Genomic DNA, 19,171 nt, shown 5'->3' with positions numbered 1-19,171 from the left:
TCAGTGCGGTGCCGCTGGCGGATCGACCACGGTGATCGCATAGGGTGGGTCGATCCAACGGAGGCGTTGCTGGAGCGGCGCGGTCACGGTGATGGTGCCGTCCGCGGCGACGCGAAGCGCGCGCGTCACCCCGAAACGCGCGGCGTAGCGCGGCCAATCGTCGCCGACCAGAAAAAGCGGTTTGCTGACGACGTCGGAGCGAAGCCCCGTTCGGTGATCGGGTTGCGGCAGGATCACGACGGTAAACGCCTGATTCTCCGTGGCGGGCCACCCGGTGCGCGGGTCGATCAGGTGGTGGTAGCGGTGTCCGTCCGCGAGGAAATAGCGCTGGTAGTCCCCCGAGGTGCCGATCGCTTCCCCATCGTAGAGCGGTAGCACCGCGAGCGGTTCGGCGCGGCGCGGGTGTTGCAGCGCGATGCGCCAGGGCCGCGTGGCGTTGGGCTGCCCCAGCGCGAGGATGTTGCCGCCGATGTTGATGAGCGCGGCCGCAATCGCGTGGCGGCGGACGATCTCGGCGGCACGGTCGAGCGCGTAGCCTTTGAGGTAGCCACCGAGGTCGATGGCGACCGCGGGGTTGGAGCTGGTGACGCACGCCGCAGGGGTTTCGTTCGTGGCGATCGCGTCGACCGCGTCCGGCTGCGCGCATGGAGACGCGGGATCGGGGGTAAGCGGCGTGATGGTGAGCGCTGCAAGCGATGGATGGCGGTCGCGCAACGCGGCAACCGCCGCGGGGTCGGGCGGTTGGTTGGCGCTGAAGTCGCTGCGGTGAAAGCCCCACAGCGCAACGAGTGCGCCAATGCCCGGGTCGAAAAGTCCTTCGCTGGCGCGGACGAACTGTTGGGCGTCCCTGAGGATCGCCGCCATCTCCGCGCTCACGCGAGCGGGGTGTCCGGCAGCGATCGCGGCGTTCAAGCGGGTGAGTGCCGACGGCTCCCAGGCGTGGTAGGTGCGATGCAGGCGCGCGAGTTCGCGGCTGATTTCCGCCAAGACGCTGTGGGCGTGTTCCGCGTCGGCGTCGACCACGGTGAGTTCGACGCGGGTGCCGAAGACGAACTGCTCTTCGCGAACCAACGTGGGTTCGCGCGAGCACGCGGCAAGCGCAAAAAGCAGCGACAGCCAGACAAGTGGCGTGACGATACGGCGGAAGGCGGTACGGCGTGCAGACACGGACATGGTTCAGTGGTTCGCGATCACCGCTTCGAGCCGTTCGATCGCACACGCCGCAGGGTTCTCGCCACTTTGCGCGGCGATCTCGACGAAGCAGGTGGGGCTCGTGACGTTGATCTCGGTGAGTCGGCCGCCGATCAGGTCGAGCCCGACGAAAAAGAGGCCGCGTCGCCACAGGATCGGTGCCAGCGTTTCGGCGACCCGCCGCTCTTCCGGGGTGAGCGGCATCGCCACGCCGGTACCCCCGGCGGCGAGGTTGCCGCGCGTTTCGCCCGCTTTCGGGATCCGCGCCAGCGCCCACGGCACCACCGAACCGGCGATCAACAAGACCCGTTTGTCGCCGTCGGCGATCGCGGGAAGGTACTGCTGGACCATGATCGTGCGCTGGCCCTGTGCGGTGAGGGTCTCGACGATCGCGTTGCGGTTGGGGTCGTCGTGACGGACCCGAAAAATGCCCGCGCCCCCCATCGCGTCGAGCGGCTTCACGATGACGTCGCCGCCGAGCGCGTCGATCGCTTCCTGGACGTCAAGCATGCGCCGCACCACCTGCGTGGGGGGGATGAATTCGGCAAATTCGAGGATGCTCAATTTTTCGGAGTGGTCGCGCACCGCGCGCGGGGCGTTGAAGATGCGCGCGCCTTCCTGCTCCGCCCGCTCAAGGAGCCAGGTGAGCGTAAGGTATTCGAAATCGAACGGCGGGTCGAAGCGCAGCAGCACCGCGGAAAATTCACGGAGCGCCCGCCAGCGTGGGGTCACACCTTCTGCCCACGCGGTATGCGGGGCGTTGGGGTCGACGGCAAGCGGCAGCGCTTCGGCACAGACGCGGTCGTGTCGCCAGGCAATCGCGCCGGGATAAGCGACCCAGATGGTGTGGCCACGCGCGGCCGCTTCCCGCATCAGAAAGAGCGAGGAGTCTTTCTTCGGGTTGAGCGCAGCGAGCGGATCGATCAGAAAGAGGAGTTCCATCGTTGGCTTTCCGTCATCGGGCGGTCGCAAGTGGGGTTGCCGCTACATCGCTGTGCGATTCGTTCAACGATTCGATCTCGCGGGTGGCTGCCGCAAGCGCCAGACGCGCAACGACGCCGTACGCGTAGAAGCGGTTGGGTTCGGCGTCGGGTGCGGCGGTGAAGTCGGGCACCGAGCAGGGGCGAGCGAAGGTGAGCGGTGTGAAGTGCATCCCAGGGGCGTTGAGGTTGTCGTCTGGGCCGCGTTCGGTATGGACGCGGTAAAACCCGCCCACAACGTAGTGATCGATGAAATAGACGACCGGTTCGGCGGCAGCGCCGTCGACCCGTTCGAAGGTGGGGACCCCCTCTTGCACGATCACTTGGGTTACCTCGAGCCCCTCTTTGACCCGTGCCATTTTGTTGCGGTCGCGGCGCGAGAGTTCCCGAAGTTCCACGGGGTCTTTGACGACCATCACCCCCATGCCGTAGGTGCCCGCATCCGCTTTCATCACCAAAAACGGCGTTTCGGTGATGCCGCGCGCGGCGTATTCCCGTCGGATTTCGGCAAAAAGGTCGCTTGCGGCATCGGCAAGCGCCTCCACCCCCTGTTTGTGGCGGAAGTCGACGCCCCCCACGGTGCGGTACGCGGGGGTGAAATACCAGGGGTCGAGCGCAAAGGCTTCGGCGAATTCGTTCGCAACCTGCGCGTAACACGCCGCGTGGTGCGATTTGCGGCGACGATGCCAGCCCGCTTGCGGCGGCGGGATCACGATCTGCTCGAGCGGTTCGGCGAGGATCGCCGGAATCCCTGCGGAGAGGTCGTTGTTGAGGAGGATCGCGCACGGGTCGAAATCGGCAAGTCCGACGCGGTTGCCACGCCGGACGATCGGTTCGAGGATGAGTGTGCCCGCTGGTGTTTCGAACGGCGTCGGTTCCGTGATCTCAGGAAGGAGCGAGCCGACGCGCACCTCGACCCCCGCCAGGCGCAAAAGCCGTTGCAAGTGGAAGACGTTGCTGAGGTAGAAGCGGTTCCGGGTGTGGTTTTCAGGGATGAGCAAGAATTGCCGCGCTTCGGGACAGACCCGTTCGATCGCGACCTGCAGCGCTTGCACGGCAAGCGGCGTAAAGGGCTCTGCCAGGTTGTTGAATCCGCCTGGGAAGAGGTTCAAGTCCACCGGCGCGAGTTTGAACCCGGCGTTTCTGAGGTCGGTGGAGGCGTAAAAGGGTGGCATGTGCTCGGTGAACCAGTGGCGAAACCAGCGTTCGATCGCCGGTTGGTGCGCGAGGAACTGGTGTTCGATTTCGAGCAACGGACCGGAAAGGGCAGTGGTGAGGTGGGGGATCATACGCAAAGTCGCAGTCCGTAAGCGGAAAGAGAGAACGGCGCGGCTGCACGCGGTGCAGTCGCGCCGAATGTGCGAATCGAAACGGGGTAAATTACCCGAGAACGGCTTTCTTCAGCGCCGCACCGGCGGTGAATTTCGGGAGTTTCGTCGCCGGGATGGTGATCGTGGCGCCGGTCTGCGGGTTGCGACCGGTACGTTCGCCGCGGGTGACGACTTCGAACGAGCCAAAGCCCGTGAACGTGATCTTTTCGCCTTTCGCGAGCTGTTCGGTGACGGTGGCGAGCACGGCGTCGAGCGCACGTGCGGCCTCTGCTTTGCTGCTGCCCATCTTGTCGGCCAAGGCTTCGACGAATTCGCTTTTGTTCATGATTTTCGCTCCTGAAAAAATGGTGGAACAACCGGGCGTGTCGCCCCCTCCTCCTGCATGTGTTCGCTATTTTGCCGCAAAAACGGTCGTTTGCAACCCCTTTGGCTCAGCGGAAGACGATGGTGCGTGCGCCGTGGATCAAGACCCGGTCTTCGATATGATAACGCAGCCCGCGCGCCAGCACCGCTTTTTCGATGTCTTTACCGTAGCGGATCATCTCGTCCGGTGTGTCGGTATGGTCGACACGGATCACGTCCTGCTCGATGATCGGCCCTTGGTCGAGCTCGGGCGTCACGTAGTGACAGGTGGCGCCGATCAGTTTCACGCCGCGTTGCCACGCTTGGTGGTAGGGGCGCGCGCCGACGAAGCTGGGCAGGAACGAGTGGTGGATGTTGATGATCTGTCCCGCATACGCGTCGCAGAGTTCGGGCGGCAGGATCTGCATGTAGCGCGCCAGCACCATCACGTCGCCTTTCGCTTCGTCGAAGATCCGGCGGATTTCGGCGAACGCTTCGGGTTTGTTCTCTGGCGTGACCGGGACGTGAAAATAGGGGATCCCGTGCCATTCGACGATGCCGCGCAGCGTCTGGTGGTTGGAGATCACGCAGGGGATTTCGACGTCGAGCTCCCCGGCTTGCCAGCGCGCCAGGAGGTCGTAGAGGCAGTGTTCTTGCTTCGAGAACAGGATCACGACCCGCTTTTTCACCGCCGAATCGGTGATCCGCCACTGCATCTGGAGCGGTTCGGCGACCGCATGCGCGAACTGTTCGCGCAACGTCACGAGCGGCAGCGTGATCGAATCGGCGCGCAGTTGCAGGCGCATGAAGAAGCGACCCGACGGGTTCGCGGCGTCGGCCGGTTCGGCGTGGAAATTGGTTTCGAGGATCCACCCGCCCAGTTCGGCAAGGAACTGCGACACCCGCGCGACGACACCAACCTGGTCCGGGCATGACGCGACGAGCGTGTAGGTGCGTTCGCTCATCGTGCGGCTGCCTCTTGCCGTTCTTGGGCGATGCGGGCAAACGCGTCGTCGATCGCCGCACGCAGTTCGCTGTACGCTTCGGGGACGAGCGGGAACTGCGGGAACGCTTCGACCACGACCTGCGGCGCGCGAAAGAGGATGCCGGCGTCGGCTTCGGCGAGCATCGTGGTGTCGTTGTAGGAGTCACCCGCGGCGACGACCCGGAAGTTGAGCTCTTTGAAGCGCTTCACCGCTTCCCGTTTCTGGTCCTTCATCCGCAGCCGGTAGCCGGTGATCGTGCCGTCGGGAGCGACGACGAGGTTGTGGCAAAAGAGGGTGGGCCAACCGAGTTGTCGCATCAAGGGGCGCGCCAGCTCTTGGAAGGTATCGGAAAGGATGATCACCTGGTAGCGTTCGCGCAAACCATCCAAAAAGGTTTTGGCGCCCGGTAGCGGTTCAAGGGTGGCAACGACCCGTTCGATCTCCCGGAGGCCTAAGCCGTGCTGTTTCAGGATCTCCAGGCGAAAACGCATCAACCGATCGTAATCGGGTTCGTTCCGGGTGGTGCGCTTGAGTTCCGGGATTCCCACCGCTTCGGCGAACGCCACCCACATTTCGGGGATCAACACCCCCTCGAGGTCGAGACAAACCAGTTCCATCTTCGCTTCCAAAGGGATACAATAAACGAATTCTAACAAGGAAGCCTACTCAATGCGCGGAGGGATCTGGCTTTTGGCGGCTGTGCTCGGCGTCGTCGCAGTGGTCGGCGGCGTGGTGGCGCGGGAGCAGGCGCCAGCGGTGCAGCTCAAGGAGGAGGCGCGGGCGATCCGGCAGCAGGCAGACCAGGAACTGGCCGCGGCACGCACCGCCTGTACGCAGCGGATTCAAGTCGATCTGTGTCTGGACGAAGCCCACCGTCGGTGGTTGGCACGCTTGCAAGAAGCAGCGGAAAAAGAGGAGATGGCGCGTCGTCTGTCGTCGGGCGCGGCTTCGTCGGCTTCGTCGTAAGGTGCCGGTGCGGTGCGCGGTCACGGGGCGCGCTGTTGGCGCTTCAGCGCCCGCAGGCGGGCGCGGTCGATCGCGGTTTTGCTGGGTTTTGTAGGTGCCGCTTGCAGGGCGCGACGTTCGGCCACTTGTGCCTGGCGGCGGGCGTGACTTTCGGGGTCCTCGTGGTAGAGCGTTTGTGCCACCTCGGCGGGGCCGCGGCGGTCGCTGAGCGCAGCAACCGTAATCTGCCATTCGTACGGGCCGATGCGGATCGTGTAGCGTTCGCCCACTTTGACGCGGTGCGACGCCTTCACCCGTTCGCCGCCGCGCTTGACGTGTCCCGCCGCGATCGCTTCTTGCGCGCGGGTTCGGGTTTTGAAGAAACGGGCAGCCCAGAGCCAGACGTCCAGGCGAACCGAATCGAGGTTTTCCGCTCTAACGGTGTGGTGCCCCATGAAAGGTCATCCGGGTTGCGTTTGCGCGATGATACCCGAACCGCCAGGTAAGCAAAAGGAGTCGTGATTTTGGCCAAGCGCCTCGCTCATCTTTTTCAAGCCCTCGACGCATCGGACCGGGATCCCCATGCGCCGCTCCTCGGGGCGTGGTTGATCCGCTTGACGCTCGCGTTCGGGTGGCACCGCCACTTGGACAAGGAGAGCATCTTTTCCGAGCCGATCCTGCTCGACAGCGACTACGTGCGCTACGTGGGCGAATTGGTCCCGACGCGGGAGGACGAAGACGGCGATACGGTGATCGACCGCGCCGCGATGCGCAAGCTCGGCACCGCAGGGATCGAGAAGCGGTTGCTCGAACGCTTGGAGCATCTCGAAGCCGCGATCAACCCGAAATTGCCGTTGTTGCGCAATTCGGCACGTTTGGGCAAAGTGCTCGGGCTCAACCGCGCCGAAGTGGGCGTGTTGCGTTTCGCGGTGGCGTTGGCGGCGTTTCGCCGTTTCCACGCGGCGGTGGCGGCGGCGAACCAACCGGGTGGGCTCGACCATGTGGCGTTGGCGGTCGCGGCGATCGCGAACGTTCGCCGCGCGCTCGTCGTCAAAGCGTTGCGGCCCGACGGGGCGCTGCACCGCGCCGGGTTGGTTCGGGTCGATGCGGCGCACCGTGCGGGGCACGACCTGGAAACGCGCTTCGACGTGATGGGGCGGCTGCCGCACCTCTTGCTCTCGAGCCAACTCACCACCGACGACTTGATGGCGGCGTTCGTTCGGCCGGTGGTGCGGCAACCGCGCTGTACGCTCGCCGACTTTCCCCATTTGGCGCAGGATGCCGCAACCTTGATCGCGCTCTTGGACGGGGCGCTTGCGGCCCGTGCCAAAGGGGTGAACCTGCTCTTTTATGGCCCGCCGGGTACTGGCAAAACCGAGTTCGCGCAAGCGCTCGCGCAAGCGCTTGGCGCGCGGCTGGTGGAGACGCCAGCGCAGGATGAAGCGGGCGAACCGATCCAGGGTCAAGAGCGGCTGCGCGCCTACGCCGCGGCGTCGAGCATCACCGCGCGTGCCGAACGCACGCTGATGCTGCTCGACGAAGCCGAGGATGTGTTGCCCACCGCGGGGCATTCCCTCCTTTCCTTGTTGGGCGGCGACGACGACACCGCGCCGGCCCGCGGCGCGAAAGCGTGGACCAATTGGCTGCTCGAAAACAATCCACTGCCAACGATCTGGATCACCAACGACGCGACGTTCGATCCGGCCTATTTGCGCCGTTTCGCGTACGCGGTGCGTTTTCCCGTCCCGCCCGAAGGGGTGCGGTTGGTGATCGCGCGGCAAGCGTTTGCGGGATTGGACGCCAGCGACGAATGGTTGATGCGCCTTGCGCGCCACGAGGCGGCGTCACCGGCGCTCTTGGCGCAAGCGGCGCAGGTGGCACGTTGGGTGGCGGCGCGCCCGGCTGGGAAAGGACCAGAGACGGCAGTTTCACCGCTTGCCGCGGCGGAACGGGCGTTGTCGGCGAGCTTGGCGCTCCTGGGCGAACAGGGTGTGCCGCGGCTACCTGCCGCGACTGCGCTCGACTGGGCGTTCCTCAACCTCGACATCGATCCGGAGCAGCTCGTTGCGGCGCTGTCGCGGCAACCGCACGCAACGCTCTGCTTCTATGGCCCGCCCGGTACCGGCAAGACCGAATTCGCGCACGGGATTGCGCGCGCGCTCGACAAGCCGATCGTGGTGAAGCGCGCCTCCGATCTGTTGTCCAAATGGCTGGGCGAAAGCGAAAAGGCGATCGCGGCGATGTTCCGGGAAGCGCGCGAGCGCGGGGCGGTATTGCTGCTTGACGAGGCCGACAGTTTCCTGGCCGACCGCCGCGGGGCGCACGCGCACTGGGAGGTGACGCAAACCAACGAACTGCTCACGCAGATGGAGGCGTTCGACGGCATTTTCATCTGCACCACCAACTTGGTGGAACAGCTCGACGCCGCAAGCCTGCGCCGCTTCGCGTTCAAAGTGCGGTTCGACTACCTCACCGCGTCGCAGCGGGCAGCGCTCTTCGTCCAAGAGGCGGTGCGGCTGGGGGTTCCGCGCGACGAAGCCGAAGCGTGGAGTGGCCGCACCCGCGCGCTCGACCGCTTGACGCCTGGGGATTTCGCGGCTGCGGTGAAGCGGTTGCGTCTGCTCGGTGGTGCGGCAAGCGGCGAGGCGCTTTTGCACGCGCTGCGGGAAGAGGTGGTCGCAAAGGGTGGCCCTCGGCAGCGGCTCGGTTTCTGAAAACGATTCCCCACACCAGAGAGGAGCGTGCGCGATGACCAAACCCACGCGAACCGACCCAAGACCCACCCAAAACGCCGCGGCGGACGAACGCGCCCCCGACCGTCGCCGTCGTCTGGCATTGACCGTACCGGCCGCGTTGGCGCTCGCTGCTGGGGGGGCACGGGCGGGGAGTGGTTTCGGCGACGAGATGCCGCACAAAATCGTCTACCAGCTCAACCAAGCCGACCCCGAATACATCGGACATATCCTCAACTCGGTCTCGGCGATGCTGGGAAAATACCCCGATCAGATCGCAATCGCGGTGGTCTGCTTCGGCCCGGGCATTCACCTCATCGCCAAAGCGCCGCAGCGCCCGATCCCGGAGGAGTTGCGGCAGCGGGCGAAAGGGCAGGCGGAGTTCTACGGCGTGCGCTACATCGCGTGTGGCAATACGATGAAAACGCTCGGGTGGGGCCCGGAGGCGATCGAACCGTTTGCCGAGATCGTCGAAGTGGGCGCGGCGGCGATCATGGAGCTCCAAGAGGCCGGGTACGCCTATCTGGCGTGGTGATCGGGTTTTCCCTAACTGTTCCCGAATGCGGTAACGCGCAAAAATAAAACCAAATCGCCACCGAACACCACGATTCGCGAGCGGTCGCCGCAGAGTCGAACCGCTTTGCGGCGCGCAGCCACACCAAAGGAGACAGAAGATGAACGCACCCATCGGTCAGCTGGCGCTGGCCCGCTATACCCTGGACGACCGCTACCGTGAACGCCGGGTTTTCTTGACCGGGACGCAGGCGCTCGTTCGGTTACTGATCAACCAGAAGATCCGTGACCAGGCCGCCGGGCTCAACACCGCGGGTTTCGTTTCCGGCTACCGCGGCTCCCCGCTGGGCGGTCTCGACAAAGAGTTGTGGCGCGCGCAAGCTTTCCTGCGCGACCACGCGATCGTCTTTCAACCCGGCGTCAATGAAGATCTGGCGGCCACCGCGGTCTGGGGAACGCAACAGGTCGGCCTGTTCCCGGGTGCCCGCTACGACGGCGTCTTTGCGCTCTGGTATGGCAAAGGTCCGGGGGTCGACCGCAGTGGCGACGTCTTGCGCCACGGCAACGCCGCAGGTACGTCGCCCCACGGCGGCGTATTGGTCGTTGCCGGCGACGACCATGCGGCGAAATCGTCGACGCTGCCGCATCAGACCGACCATATCTTCAAAGCGGTGATGATGCCGGTGCTCGCGCCGGCCAACGTGCAGGAGTACCTCGATTACGGAATCCACGGTTACGCGCTGTCGCGCTACAGCGGCTGCTGGGTCGCGTTCAAAGCGGTGGCCGATACGGTGGAGAGCGCCGCGTCGGTCGACGCCGATCCGTTCCGCGTCACCGTGACCCTTCCCACCGACTTTCCGATGCCGCCGGGCGGACTCAACATCCGCTGGCCCGATCCGCCGCGGGTGCAAGAGGAGCGGCTGCTGCACCACAAGCTCTACGCAGCGCTCGCGTACGCGCGGGCGAACGAACTGAACCGCATCGTGATCGAACCCGAACGGCCGCGCCTGGGGATCATCACCAGCGGCAAATCCTACCTCGACGTGCTGCAGGCGCTCGAAGACCTGGGTATCGACGCCGAACGCGCCAAGGCGATCGGCATCCGCCTGATGAAGGTCGGGATGGTCTGGCCGCTCGAAGCCGACGCGGTGCGTCGCTTCGCCGACGGGTTGGAAGAGATCCTGGTGGTCGAGGAGAAGCGGCAGCTCATCGAATATCAGCTCAAAGAGGAGCTCTACAACTGGCGCGAAGATGTCCGGCCGCGGGTGGTCGGCAAATTCGACGAAAAGGGGGAGTGGGCCCACCTCGTGCGTCCCGACGGCACCGTCGACCACGGCGAATGGCTCTTGCCCGCGGCGGGGGAGCTCACGCCAGCGATGATCGCGCGTGCGATCGGCAACCGCTTGGCCCGTTGGTACGATTCGCCCGAAATGCGGGCGCGGCTCGAATGGATCGCGCAGAAAGAGGCGGCGTTGGCGCGCCTGCCGCTTCATGCTGAACGGCTCCCCACCTTCTGCCCCGGGTGTCCGCACAACACCTCGACCCGCGTGCCCGAAGGGAGCCGCGCGGTTGCCGGGATCGGCTGCCACTACATGGTCACCTGGATGCCGGAGCGCCACACCAGTACCTTCACCCAGATGGGGGGCGAGGGGGTGCCGTGGGTCGGGCAGGCGCCGTTTACCGAAACGCGCCACATCTTCGCCAACCTGGGCGACGGCACCTACTACCACTCCGGGATCCTGGCGATTCGGCAGTGTATCGCGGCGGGCGTCAATATCACCTTCAAGATCCTGTACAACGATGCGGTCGCGATGACGGGCGGGCAGCCGGTCGACGGACCGCTCACCGTCCCGATGATCGTCGCGCAACTCAAAGCCGAAGGGGTCCATAACTTGGTGATCGTCACCGACGGAACGCCGCACGTCTATGGTCCGGCCGACGTCGACCATGTGCCGATTCGCCACCGCAAGGAGCTCGACGCGATTCAGCGCGAATTTCGCGCGTTGCCTGGGGTTTCGGCGATCATTTATGACCAGACCTGCGCGGCGGAGAAGCGGCGGCGCCGCAAACGCAAGCAGTTCCCCGATCCCCCGCGGCGGCTCTTCATCCACCCGGAGGTTTGCGAAGGGTGCGGCGATTGCGGGGAAGTGTCGAACTGCGTCGCGGTCTGGCCGCTCGAAACCGAGTTTGGTCGCAAGCGGCAGATCGACCAGTCGAGCTGCAACAAAGACTACTCCTGTGCCGACGGCTTTTGTCCCAGCTTTCTCGTGCTCGAAAACGCGCAGCTCAAAAAAGGAGAAGCGCTTGCGGGCGACGACGATTGGCCGCTGCCGCCCGAACCCGGCGTGCCCGCGCTCGACCGCCCGTGGAACCTCCTGGTGACCGGAGTCGGGGGGACCGGTGTGGTGACGATCGGCGCGCTCATCGGCATGGCGGCGCACCTGGAAGGGAAAGGGGTGACGACGCTCGACATGACCGGTCTTGCGCAGAAAGGGGGCGCGGTCTTCAGCCACATACGGCTAGCTGCAACTCCAGAGCGGATCACCGCAGCCCGCATCGCTGCCGGGGAAGCGGACGCGGTGATCGGCGGCGACCTGATCGTCACCGCGAGCGACGAGGCGTTGGCGAAAATGGCCGTCGGGCGTACCCGTGTGGTCGTCAATACGGCTGAGACGCCGACGCTCGAATTCACGCGCAACCCCGACTGGCAGTTCCCCCGCGAGCGGCTGCTGGCGCAGATCGGTGAAGCGATCGGGGGGGCGCCCTTCGCGTTCGACGCCACCCAATTGGCGACGCGGCTGATGGGCGATGCGCTCTTCACCAACGCCTTTCTGCTTGGCTACGCGTGGCAACAGGGGTGGGTGCCGGTTTCTGAGGCGGCGCTCCTGCGCGCGATCGAATTGAACGGGGTCGCGGTTGCCGCGAACCAGAAAGCGTTTTTGTGGGGGCGGCGCGCCGCGGTCGATCTGGATGCAGTGCGCGCTTTTGCCCACAGCGAACCCAAGGGGATCTTGCGCCTGTCGAAGACGCTCGACGAAATGATCGCGCGCCGCGTCGCGCACCTCACCCGCTACCAGAACGCGCGCTACGCCGAACGGTACCGGGAGCGGGTCGAACGGATCCGCGTCGCCGAACGCGCGTTGCGGCACCAAGCGGGTCAGGCGCTGCCCGATTCCGCATCCGAGACACCAGACGATTTGCCGCTCACCGCGACGGTGGCCCGCGAATACCATCGCCTTTTGGCGATCAAAGACGAATACGAGGTGGCGCGGCTGTGGAGCAGCCCCGAAGTGTGGCAACAGCTGACCGAGACGTTCGAACCCGGCTTCACGCCGCAGTTTTTGCTCGCGCCGCCGTTCTTGGCCAAACCCGACCTCCTGACCGGCCGCATCGAAAAGCGCACCTACGGCCCGTGGCTGCGCCGGGTTTTCCCGTGGCTGGCCCGGTTGAAATTCCTGCGCGGTACCCCGTTCGACCTGTTCGGACAGAGTGAAGAGCGGCGTTGGGAGCGGAAACTCATCCGTCTCTACGAAAGCGATCTGGCGGAAATCGCCGACCAGTTGCGCCGCGATCGCGCGACCCTTGACGCGGTGTCGCGTGCGGAAGCACTGGCGCGTTGGCCGCGCACCGTGCGGGGCTTCGGGCACGTGAAGCGGCGCCACGGCGAAGCGGCGCTGGCCGCGCGGGAGCGGGCGCGCGAAGCGCTGCGAAACGGGAATACCGCGACGTGACACAGGAAAGAGAGGACGACATCCCGATGTCCCATGCCGAACCCGACCCGAACCGGCCCGCCGTGACCGGGCTGATCCTTGCCGGTGGCGAAGGGCGGCGCATGGGTGGCGTTGACAAAGGGTGGGTTACCTGGCGTGACAAACCGCTCATCGCGTGGGCGATCGAGCGGTTGCGTCCGCAGGTTACTCAGCTCCTTGTCAGTGCCAACCGCAGCCTCGAGCGCTACCGCGCGCTTGGCTACCCCGTGGTCAATGACGCCCCTGAATGGCGCTTTGCCGGGCCGCTTGCCGGGATCGCCGCGGGGCTCGCGGCCGCAGCGAGCGATTGGGTAGTGACGGTACCGTGTGACGCGCCGCTCCTGCCTCGCGATCTCGTAGCGCGCTTCTTGGCCGCGGCGCACGCTGCGGGCGCGTTTGCCGCGATGCGTGACGCAAACCGCGCGGGCGAAGAACTGCCGCCCGTCTTCTTCGCCCACGACGGCGCGCGCGCCCATCCGGTTTTTTTGCTCCTGCACCGCGCCCATTTGCCGAGTCTGACCGCGTTCCTTGCGACCAATCGGCGTAGAATCGACGCCTGGTACGGAACTTTGCCGCACAGCGCGGTCTCATTCGCCGATGAACCCGACGCTTTTGCCAATTGCAACGACCCAGAATCCCTTGCCCAGCTCGCGGCAACAGCACGTTAGGTGGGCGTACCTGGCGCCGCTCTTCCTGTCCGCGTGCGCGGTGCAGCCCCCGCAATACCCGAATCCCGAAGCCGATTGGCCCAAGCGTTTCCACCATGGCGTTGCCGAGGTTGCGCCAGCCAACGTGTCGTCGCCCTGGTTGACCGCCGCACCGTCGCTCGCCCAACTCTTTACCGCGGTGCGGGCGGCGAACCCTGAGCGAGAGGCGGCGCTTGCGCGGTGGGCGAAAGCCGCAGCGCTCGCCGAGGCGGCGCAGGCGCAAGCCGGGGCAGTGACGATCACCGCGAATGCGGGCGTGACGCGTAGCGGTACGGGCGCGGCGCGCACCGGCCAAGCCAGCGTCGACGCCACCACGCAGGCGGGGATCGATGGGCAGTGGACGCCAGACCTTTTCGGTAGGCGCGCGGCGGCGGCGCGCGCCGCGGCGCTGCAAGCCGAGGCGGCCCACTGGGCAGCCGCGCACCTTGAACGGCAGTTGCTCTGGCAAGCCGCGCAGGCCTACCTCGACGCGATCGCCGCGCGCGCGCAGCAGGCGGTGAGCGAACGGCAAATGGCCATCGTCGCGCAGAGCCGGGCACTCCTTGACGCCCGCATCGCGGCAGGACTCGCAAGCGAACGGGAACGGGCACAGCTCGAAACCCTGGCAGCGCAACTCGCCGCACAGCGCGCCCAAGCGCAGGCGCAGTATGCTGTTGCCGTCGAACGCCTGGTGACGCTTACCGGAGGCGGAGAGGGCCCTTGGCGCGATCCGCCGCCCCTTTCTGCAGACGACCTCTTGCCACCGCCGCCCGACCCCGGTACCCCGATCGACCTCTTGCGCCGCCGTCCCGACGTGCGCGAAGTGGAGCGGCAGCTCGCGGCAGCGGTGGCCAGTGCGCTCGAAGCGCGCGCGGCGCAATACCCGACTTTTCCGCTCACTGGGACGCTTGCGTTCGCCGCGGCGAATCCGGCGGCGATGTGGCAGATGAGCGCGGCGAGTTGGGCGTTGGCGTGGAACCTTTCGGCGACGCTCTTCGACGGTGGGCAGCTTGCTGCCGAAGCGCGCGCTGCCGACGCCGCGGTGCGCGAAGCGGCTGCGAACTACCGGGCTGCGCTTGTCGCGGCGTTGGGCGAGGTCGAACAGACGCTTGCGCAGCTGCACGCGAACGACGCGCGCCGTCACGCGCTTGCCGCCGCAGCGCAGGCAGCCGAGCGGGCGTGGCAATTGCTGGACGCGCAGTACCGCGCCGGGCTCGTCGATTACGCGCTCGTCCTCGACGCGCAGCGCACCTGGCTCAGCGCCGAAGCCGCTTACCAGACGGCGCTCGCGACGAGCCGAAACGACCGCCTGCTGCTCGAATACCATCTGGGCGTGCCATGGTGAGCGCGTGAAGGAGGGTGCGGTGACCGCAAGGGGAGCAAGGAGAGCAAGGAGCATGCTATCGTGAGGGAGGCAGACCATAACGAGGGGGGACAGACTGCTGTGGGGGTGCTTCCGCCAGAACTGAGCGCACGGCTGCGCGCCCAGCCCCGGCGCACACGCTGGCGCTGGATCCTCTTGGCGCTGCTCTTTGGAGGGGTTGCCGGAACGTGGTGGTGGTACACGCAACCTGCGCAGCCGGTGGTGCGCTACGCCACCGACGCAGCGCGAATCGCGGACCTGGTCGTGACGGTGACGGCAACCGGGTCGTTGCAGCCGACCCGACAAGTAGACGTGGGTGCGGAGATTTCGGGCACCGTGCGTGAGGTATTGGTCGACTACAACGACCGCGTCACCCAAGGGGCGGTGCTGGCGCGGCTCGACACCCGTAAGCTCGAAGCGCAGCGTCGCCAATTGACGGCGCAGTTGGCGGCAACGCGCGCTAAGCGCCAAGAAGCCGCAGCAACGCTCCGAGAGGCGCGCGCCCGGCTTGAGCGGTTGCGCACTGCGGCGCAGGCAAGCAACGGCCGCGCGGTGGCGCAGACCGATCTCGACGCCGCCGAAGCGGCGCTGGCGCGTGCCGAAGCCAGCGACGCGCAGGTAGCTGCTCAGATCGCTCAGATCGAAGCGCAACTGGAGGAGGTGGCGATCAACCTCGACAAATCGGTGATCCGCTCCCCGGTCGACGGAGTGGTGTTGCAGCGCAAAGTCGACCCCGGCCAGACGATTGCGGCGTCATTGCAAGCACCGGTGCTCTTCGTGATCGCCGAAGACCTGCGCGAAATGGAGCTATTGGCCGACGTAGACGAAGCCGACGTCGGCCGGGTCCGCGCCGGCCAAACGGCGCGCTTCCGGGTCGATGCCTTTCCCGACGAGACCTTCACGGGGCGAGTGACGATGGTGCGCTGGGGCAGCGAGGTGGTCAATGGCGTCGTCACCTACAAAACGGTGATCGCAGTGCAAAATCCTGACCTGCGGCTTCGTCCCGGGATGACCGCAACCGCCGAGATCGAAACCGATCGCCGCGAAGGGGTATTGACGGTGGCGAACGCGGCATTGCGCTATCGTCCGCAAGCAAAGCGGGCAGAAGCGTCGAAAGGTTTTTCCCTTTTCGATTTTCTGCGCCCGCGGATTCCCCGCGCCCCACAATCACCGCCGCAGCACGACACGCACGGCGCGGTAACACTCTATGTGCTGCAAGGGGGCGCGCCAAGCGCGGTGATGGTTCGTTTGGGGCTGAGCGACGGGCAGCGCAGCGAGGTAATCCAAGTGGAAAGAGGGGAACTGCGCGCCGGTACACCGGTGATCGTTCGGGAACTGCGCGCGGAGGCGCCGTGAGCGACGCACCCCAGCCGCAAACCCCGGCGCCGGGCTCGGGCGGGGCAACCGCTGCGGGTGCTGCGCTTTCCCCGCTCGTCGTCTTGGAAGGGATCACCCGCGTCTATGGGGCGGGCGACGCCGCGGTCTCTGCACTTGCCGGGATCGACCTCACCGTGGCGCACGGCGAATTCGTCGCGCTGATGGGGCCGAGCGGTTCGGGAAAATCGACCTGTATGAACGTGATCGGCTGCCTCGATACGCCCACCCAGGGGCGCTATACGTTGGCAGGGCTGGAGGTGACCGCGCTCGACGCCGACGCGCGGGCGCTGCTGCGGCGCTACGTGATCGGTTTCGTCTTCCAAGGGTTTCACCTCTTGCCGCGGCTCACTGCGTTGGAAAACGTCGAATTGCCGTTCCTCTACCAAGGGGTGAAAGCGGCGGAGCGCCGCGCGCGCGCCCAAGCGGCGCTTGCGCAGGTGGGGCTTTCCGGTCGCGAAGGGCATCGCCCGAGCGAACTCTCTGGCGGCCAACAGCAGCGGGTCGCGATCGCGCGCGCGATCGTCACCCGGCCGCAGCTTCTGCTCGCCGACGAACCCACCGGCAACCTCGACACCGCGCGCAGCCACGAAATCATGCAACTGCTGGCCACGCTCAACGCAACGCTCGGGGTGACGATCGTGATGGTGACCCACGAACCGGAGATGGCCGAATACGCGGGGCGCATCGTCCATTTCCGCGATGGGCGGATCGAACGTGAGGAGAGGGGCGGCCTATGTGGATGATCGCGTGGCGCGAAGCGGTGCGGGCCCTTTCGCGCAACCCGTTGCGCTCGTTTCTCACCGTGCTCGGGGTGGTGATCGGGGTTGCGGCGGTGATCGCGCTCGTCACGCTGGGGCGCGGCGCAACCGCCGCGGTGCAGCAGCAGATCGCCGCGATGGGGTCGAACGTTCTCTTCATCAGCCCGTCGCGCGGCTTCGGGCCCGGCAGTCTGACCGTTCCGTTCACCGTCGAAGATGCCCGCTTTCTCGAGCGCGAAGCGGCGTCGATCGCGATCGCTGCGCCTGCCGCGGTGACCAACCGCACCGTGATCGCCGGCAACCAGAGCACGACGACACAGATCGTCGGCATTGGCGAAGGGTACTTGACGGCCCGGCAGTGGCCCGTAGCGGACGGCCGTGAACCGACGCCGGGCGAGCTCCGTTCCGGTGCCCCGGTCTGTCTGCTCGGACAGACGGTAGCGACGACGCTCTTTGGCGACCGCTCGCCGGTCGGCGAACGGATGCGGCTCGACCGGTTGAGTTGTTCGGTGATCGGGGTGCTCGCAGCGAAAGGGCAATCGGCATTCGGCAGCGACCAGGACGACCTGGTGATGGTGCCGTTGCGCCTCTATCACCGCCGCATCGCGGGCAACACCCAGGTGCGGTTCATCATCGCTGCCGTTGCGCCCGGCTACACCAGTAGCGAAGCGATCGCCGAAGTCCAACAGTTGCTGCGGGAACGGCGGCGGGTCGCACCGAACGAGAGCGACAACTTCCGCATCACCGATTCGCGCGAAATCGAGCGGACGTTCACCTCGACTACCCGGATGCTCACCGCGCTCCTATCCGCGGTGGCGGCGATTAGCCTCGTGGTCGGCGGGATCGGGATCATGAACATCATGTTGGTTTCGGTCACCGAGCGGACGCGTGAGATCGGCATTCGGTTGGCGATCGGCGCGCGCGCGGTCGATGTGATGACGCAGTTCCTGGTCGAAGCGGTGGTACTTTCGCTTGCGGGCGGCGCGATCGGGATCGTCCTCGCGCTCGTGGCTTCCTATTTGGCGGCGCAGGCGCTCGACTTCCCGTTCTTGCTCGATCTGGGCGTGATCGCGCTCTCGGTGCTCTTTTCCGCCGCAGTGGGGGTGGTGTTCGGTTTTCTGCCCGCGCGCCGCGCCGCGCGGCTCGACCCGATCGTCGCGCTCCGTCAGGAGTGATCGGAAAACAGCAGAGTCAGCTGGGCTTGGGCTCTGTTGGGGAGCAGCCGTTCGCAGCGGCGAGCACCTCGGCGATGAACGCGCTTTTGCCGTTCGCATAGGCGAGACGATCGTCTGCGTAACGCCGGGCGAGCTCCGTTTTGAGCTGGGCGTAGCGTGCTGCGAGCGCAGAGTTGGCACGCAGCAGGTCACGGAAGCGCAACCGTACGGTCCATTCGTCCGAATCGGGTGGGAAGAAGTGGAGGTGACACCGCCGTGCGCCGGTTTTCGGGTCGCGGCGGATGAACCAGGTGTAGGCAGGGGCTACCCCCTGCTCGTCGAGTCGCCACAAGTATTCGTAACCGGCTGCGGTGAGACGCGGCGCGGCGATTTCATGAACCCAGGTGAGGCTTGGCGCGATCGCCATCAAATCGATGATCGGCTTTGCCGGCATTCCGGGAATGGCCGTGCTGCCAAAGTGTTCGATCGACGCGAGTTCGGGTAGAAGGGCGCGGATACGGGCGATCTCCTCTGCCGCTTGTTCAGGCCACGACGGGTCGTAGGGAACGAGAACCACCGGTTCGTCACGGGCGCGGCGCCACGCGGGAGAATCGCGCGTCATGTTCGCGTCACAAAAACGAATTCCCCTCGACGATCGCGCGCGCCTCTTCTTCGCCGATGCGCACGCGGGCATTTGCCAGGATGTAATCGATGAGCCAACGGGTGAGGCGTTCGCTCTCTGCCGGGTCGAGCGCCACGAATGCGCAGCCGATGCGGCCGTCGCTCACCACCGCGCGGACTTCGGCTTCACCGCGAATCGGTTGCGCGTCGTTGTCGTTGTGCAAAACGAAGGGAAAGGAGGTGGTGGGTAACTCAGTAGGGCGGCCACACGAAAAGCCGCCCAACGAGAGGTCATAGACGGGGCGGTCATCGCCGCCGGGCATGCCGGCGAAGTCCACCCGAAAACGGCGCGACGAGACGAGCGCGACGTAGATCCGTTGGTGGCGGCGGCGCTCCGAGGGCGCGGCGTCCGTTGTCAGGTAGCTGCCTGCTCCGGCCATACC

General features: G+C 66.1%; 18 protein-coding genes. 9 read left to right on the top strand and 9 right to left on the bottom strand.

Features of this window, described 5'->3' with window-relative positions:
- The 6 genes from ACYQ4Z_RS09665 to thrH all read right to left on the bottom strand — a co-directional run bounded on the left by ACYQ4Z_RS09665 (position 1) and on the right by thrH (position 5,447).
- Positions 1 to 1,173, bottom strand: coding sequence for an FAD:protein FMN transferase (locus tag ACYQ4Z_RS09665; protein ID WP_459860883.1), 1,173 nt, complete (start codon positions 1,171 to 1,173; stop codon positions 1 to 3).
- Between the two features lie 3 nt (positions 1,174 to 1,176).
- Positions 1,177 to 2,133 (bottom strand): glutathione synthase, encoded by a 957-nt coding sequence (gene gshB / locus ACYQ4Z_RS09660; RefSeq protein WP_459860881.1) that lies wholly within the window; start codon positions 2,131 to 2,133, stop codon positions 1,177 to 1,179.
- A gap of 13 nt (positions 2,134 to 2,146) precedes the next feature.
- Positions 2,147 to 3,460 (bottom strand): glutamate--cysteine ligase, encoded by a 1,314-nt coding sequence (gshA, locus tag ACYQ4Z_RS09655; RefSeq protein ID WP_459860880.1) that lies wholly within the window; start codon positions 3,458 to 3,460, stop codon positions 2,147 to 2,149.
- 91 nt (positions 3,461 to 3,551) lie between these two features.
- Positions 3,552 to 3,827: an HU family DNA-binding protein gene (locus ACYQ4Z_RS09650; protein WP_119335956.1), complete on the bottom strand. Its 276-nt coding sequence runs from the start codon at positions 3,825 to 3,827 to the stop codon at positions 3,552 to 3,554.
- Between the two features lie 106 nt (positions 3,828 to 3,933).
- Entirely contained in the window at positions 3,934 to 4,809 is an 876-nt protein-coding gene (gene purU, locus ACYQ4Z_RS09645; protein ID WP_459860879.1) for a formyltetrahydrofolate deformylase, read from the bottom strand.
- Positions 4,806 to 5,447, bottom strand: coding sequence for a bifunctional phosphoserine phosphatase/homoserine phosphotransferase ThrH (gene thrH / locus ACYQ4Z_RS09640; RefSeq protein WP_219972651.1), 642 nt, complete (start codon positions 5,445 to 5,447; stop codon positions 4,806 to 4,808). Before thrH ends, purU begins: the two co-directional genes overlap by 4 nt.
- A 52-nt stretch (positions 5,448 to 5,499) precedes the next feature.
- Here thrH and ACYQ4Z_RS09635 point away from each other — a divergent pair, with 52 nt between their 5' ends.
- Positions 5,500 to 5,796, top strand: a complete 297-nt coding sequence (locus ACYQ4Z_RS09635; RefSeq protein WP_119335953.1) for a hypothetical protein — start codon at positions 5,500 to 5,502, stop codon at positions 5,794 to 5,796.
- 20 nt (positions 5,797 to 5,816) lie between these two features.
- On the opposite strand, the gene ACYQ4Z_RS09630 is transcribed toward ACYQ4Z_RS09635, so the two are convergent.
- Entirely contained in the window at positions 5,817 to 6,230 is a 414-nt protein-coding gene (locus tag ACYQ4Z_RS09630) for an RNA-binding S4 domain-containing protein (protein ID WP_119335952.1), read from the bottom strand.
- Positions 6,231 to 6,293: 63 nt separating this feature from the next.
- On the opposite strand from ACYQ4Z_RS09630, the gene ACYQ4Z_RS09625 reads away from it, so the two are divergent.
- From ACYQ4Z_RS09625 to ACYQ4Z_RS09590, 8 genes are all read left to right on the top strand, one after another.
- Entirely contained in the window at positions 6,294 to 8,489 is a 2,196-nt protein-coding gene (locus ACYQ4Z_RS09625) for an AAA family ATPase (RefSeq protein ID WP_459860877.1), read from the top strand.
- Between the two features lie 34 nt (positions 8,490 to 8,523).
- The gene (locus ACYQ4Z_RS09620) at positions 8,524 to 9,042 is read left to right on the top strand and encodes a DsrE family protein (protein WP_459860876.1); all 519 of its coding nucleotides are present in this window, start codon (positions 8,524 to 8,526) and stop codon (positions 9,040 to 9,042) included.
- Positions 9,043 to 9,181: 139 nt separating this feature from the next.
- On the top strand, positions 9,182 to 12,751 hold the full coding sequence (locus tag ACYQ4Z_RS09615) for an indolepyruvate ferredoxin oxidoreductase family protein (protein ID WP_459860875.1): 3,570 nt from the start codon (positions 9,182 to 9,184) through the stop codon (positions 12,749 to 12,751).
- 26 nt (positions 12,752 to 12,777) lie between these two features.
- The gene (gene mobA / locus ACYQ4Z_RS09610) at positions 12,778 to 13,437 is read left to right on the top strand and encodes a molybdenum cofactor guanylyltransferase MobA (protein ID WP_267912302.1); all 660 of its coding nucleotides are present in this window, start codon (positions 12,778 to 12,780) and stop codon (positions 13,435 to 13,437) included.
- On the top strand, positions 13,409 to 14,800 hold the full coding sequence (locus ACYQ4Z_RS09605) for an efflux transporter outer membrane subunit (protein WP_219972656.1): 1,392 nt from the start codon (positions 13,409 to 13,411) through the stop codon (positions 14,798 to 14,800). The genes mobA and ACYQ4Z_RS09605 overlap by 29 nt, the downstream gene beginning before the upstream one ends.
- 60 nt (positions 14,801 to 14,860) lie before the next feature.
- Positions 14,861 to 16,174, top strand: a complete 1,314-nt coding sequence (locus ACYQ4Z_RS09600; protein ID WP_459860873.1) for an efflux RND transporter periplasmic adaptor subunit — start codon at positions 14,861 to 14,863, stop codon at positions 16,172 to 16,174.
- 83 nt (positions 16,175 to 16,257) lie between these two features.
- Positions 16,258 to 16,938, top strand: a complete 681-nt coding sequence (locus ACYQ4Z_RS09595; protein ID WP_459861018.1) for an ABC transporter ATP-binding protein — start codon at positions 16,258 to 16,260, stop codon at positions 16,936 to 16,938.
- Complete coding sequence (locus ACYQ4Z_RS09590) at positions 16,929 to 18,128, top strand: ABC transporter permease (RefSeq protein WP_219972659.1); 1,200 nt, start codon at positions 16,929 to 16,931, stop codon at positions 18,126 to 18,128. The genes ACYQ4Z_RS09595 and ACYQ4Z_RS09590 overlap by 10 nt, the downstream gene beginning before the upstream one ends.
- Positions 18,129 to 18,144: 16 nt before the next feature.
- On the opposite strand, the gene ACYQ4Z_RS09585 is transcribed toward ACYQ4Z_RS09590, so the two are convergent.
- The gene (locus tag ACYQ4Z_RS09585; protein WP_219972660.1) at positions 18,145 to 18,729 is read right to left on the bottom strand and encodes a GrpB family protein; all 585 of its coding nucleotides are present in this window, start codon (positions 18,727 to 18,729) and stop codon (positions 18,145 to 18,147) included.
- Positions 18,730 to 18,736: 7 nt separating this feature from the next.
- Positions 18,737 to 19,168 (bottom strand): PilZ domain-containing protein, encoded by a 432-nt coding sequence (locus ACYQ4Z_RS09580; protein WP_459860872.1) that lies wholly within the window; start codon positions 19,166 to 19,168, stop codon positions 18,737 to 18,739.
- Between the last annotated feature and the right edge of the window lie 3 nt (positions 19,169 to 19,171).

It is taken from the genome of Hydrogenophilus hirschii (assembly GCF_054656675.1).
This window is presented reverse-complemented; position numbering and strand designations above follow the sequence as displayed.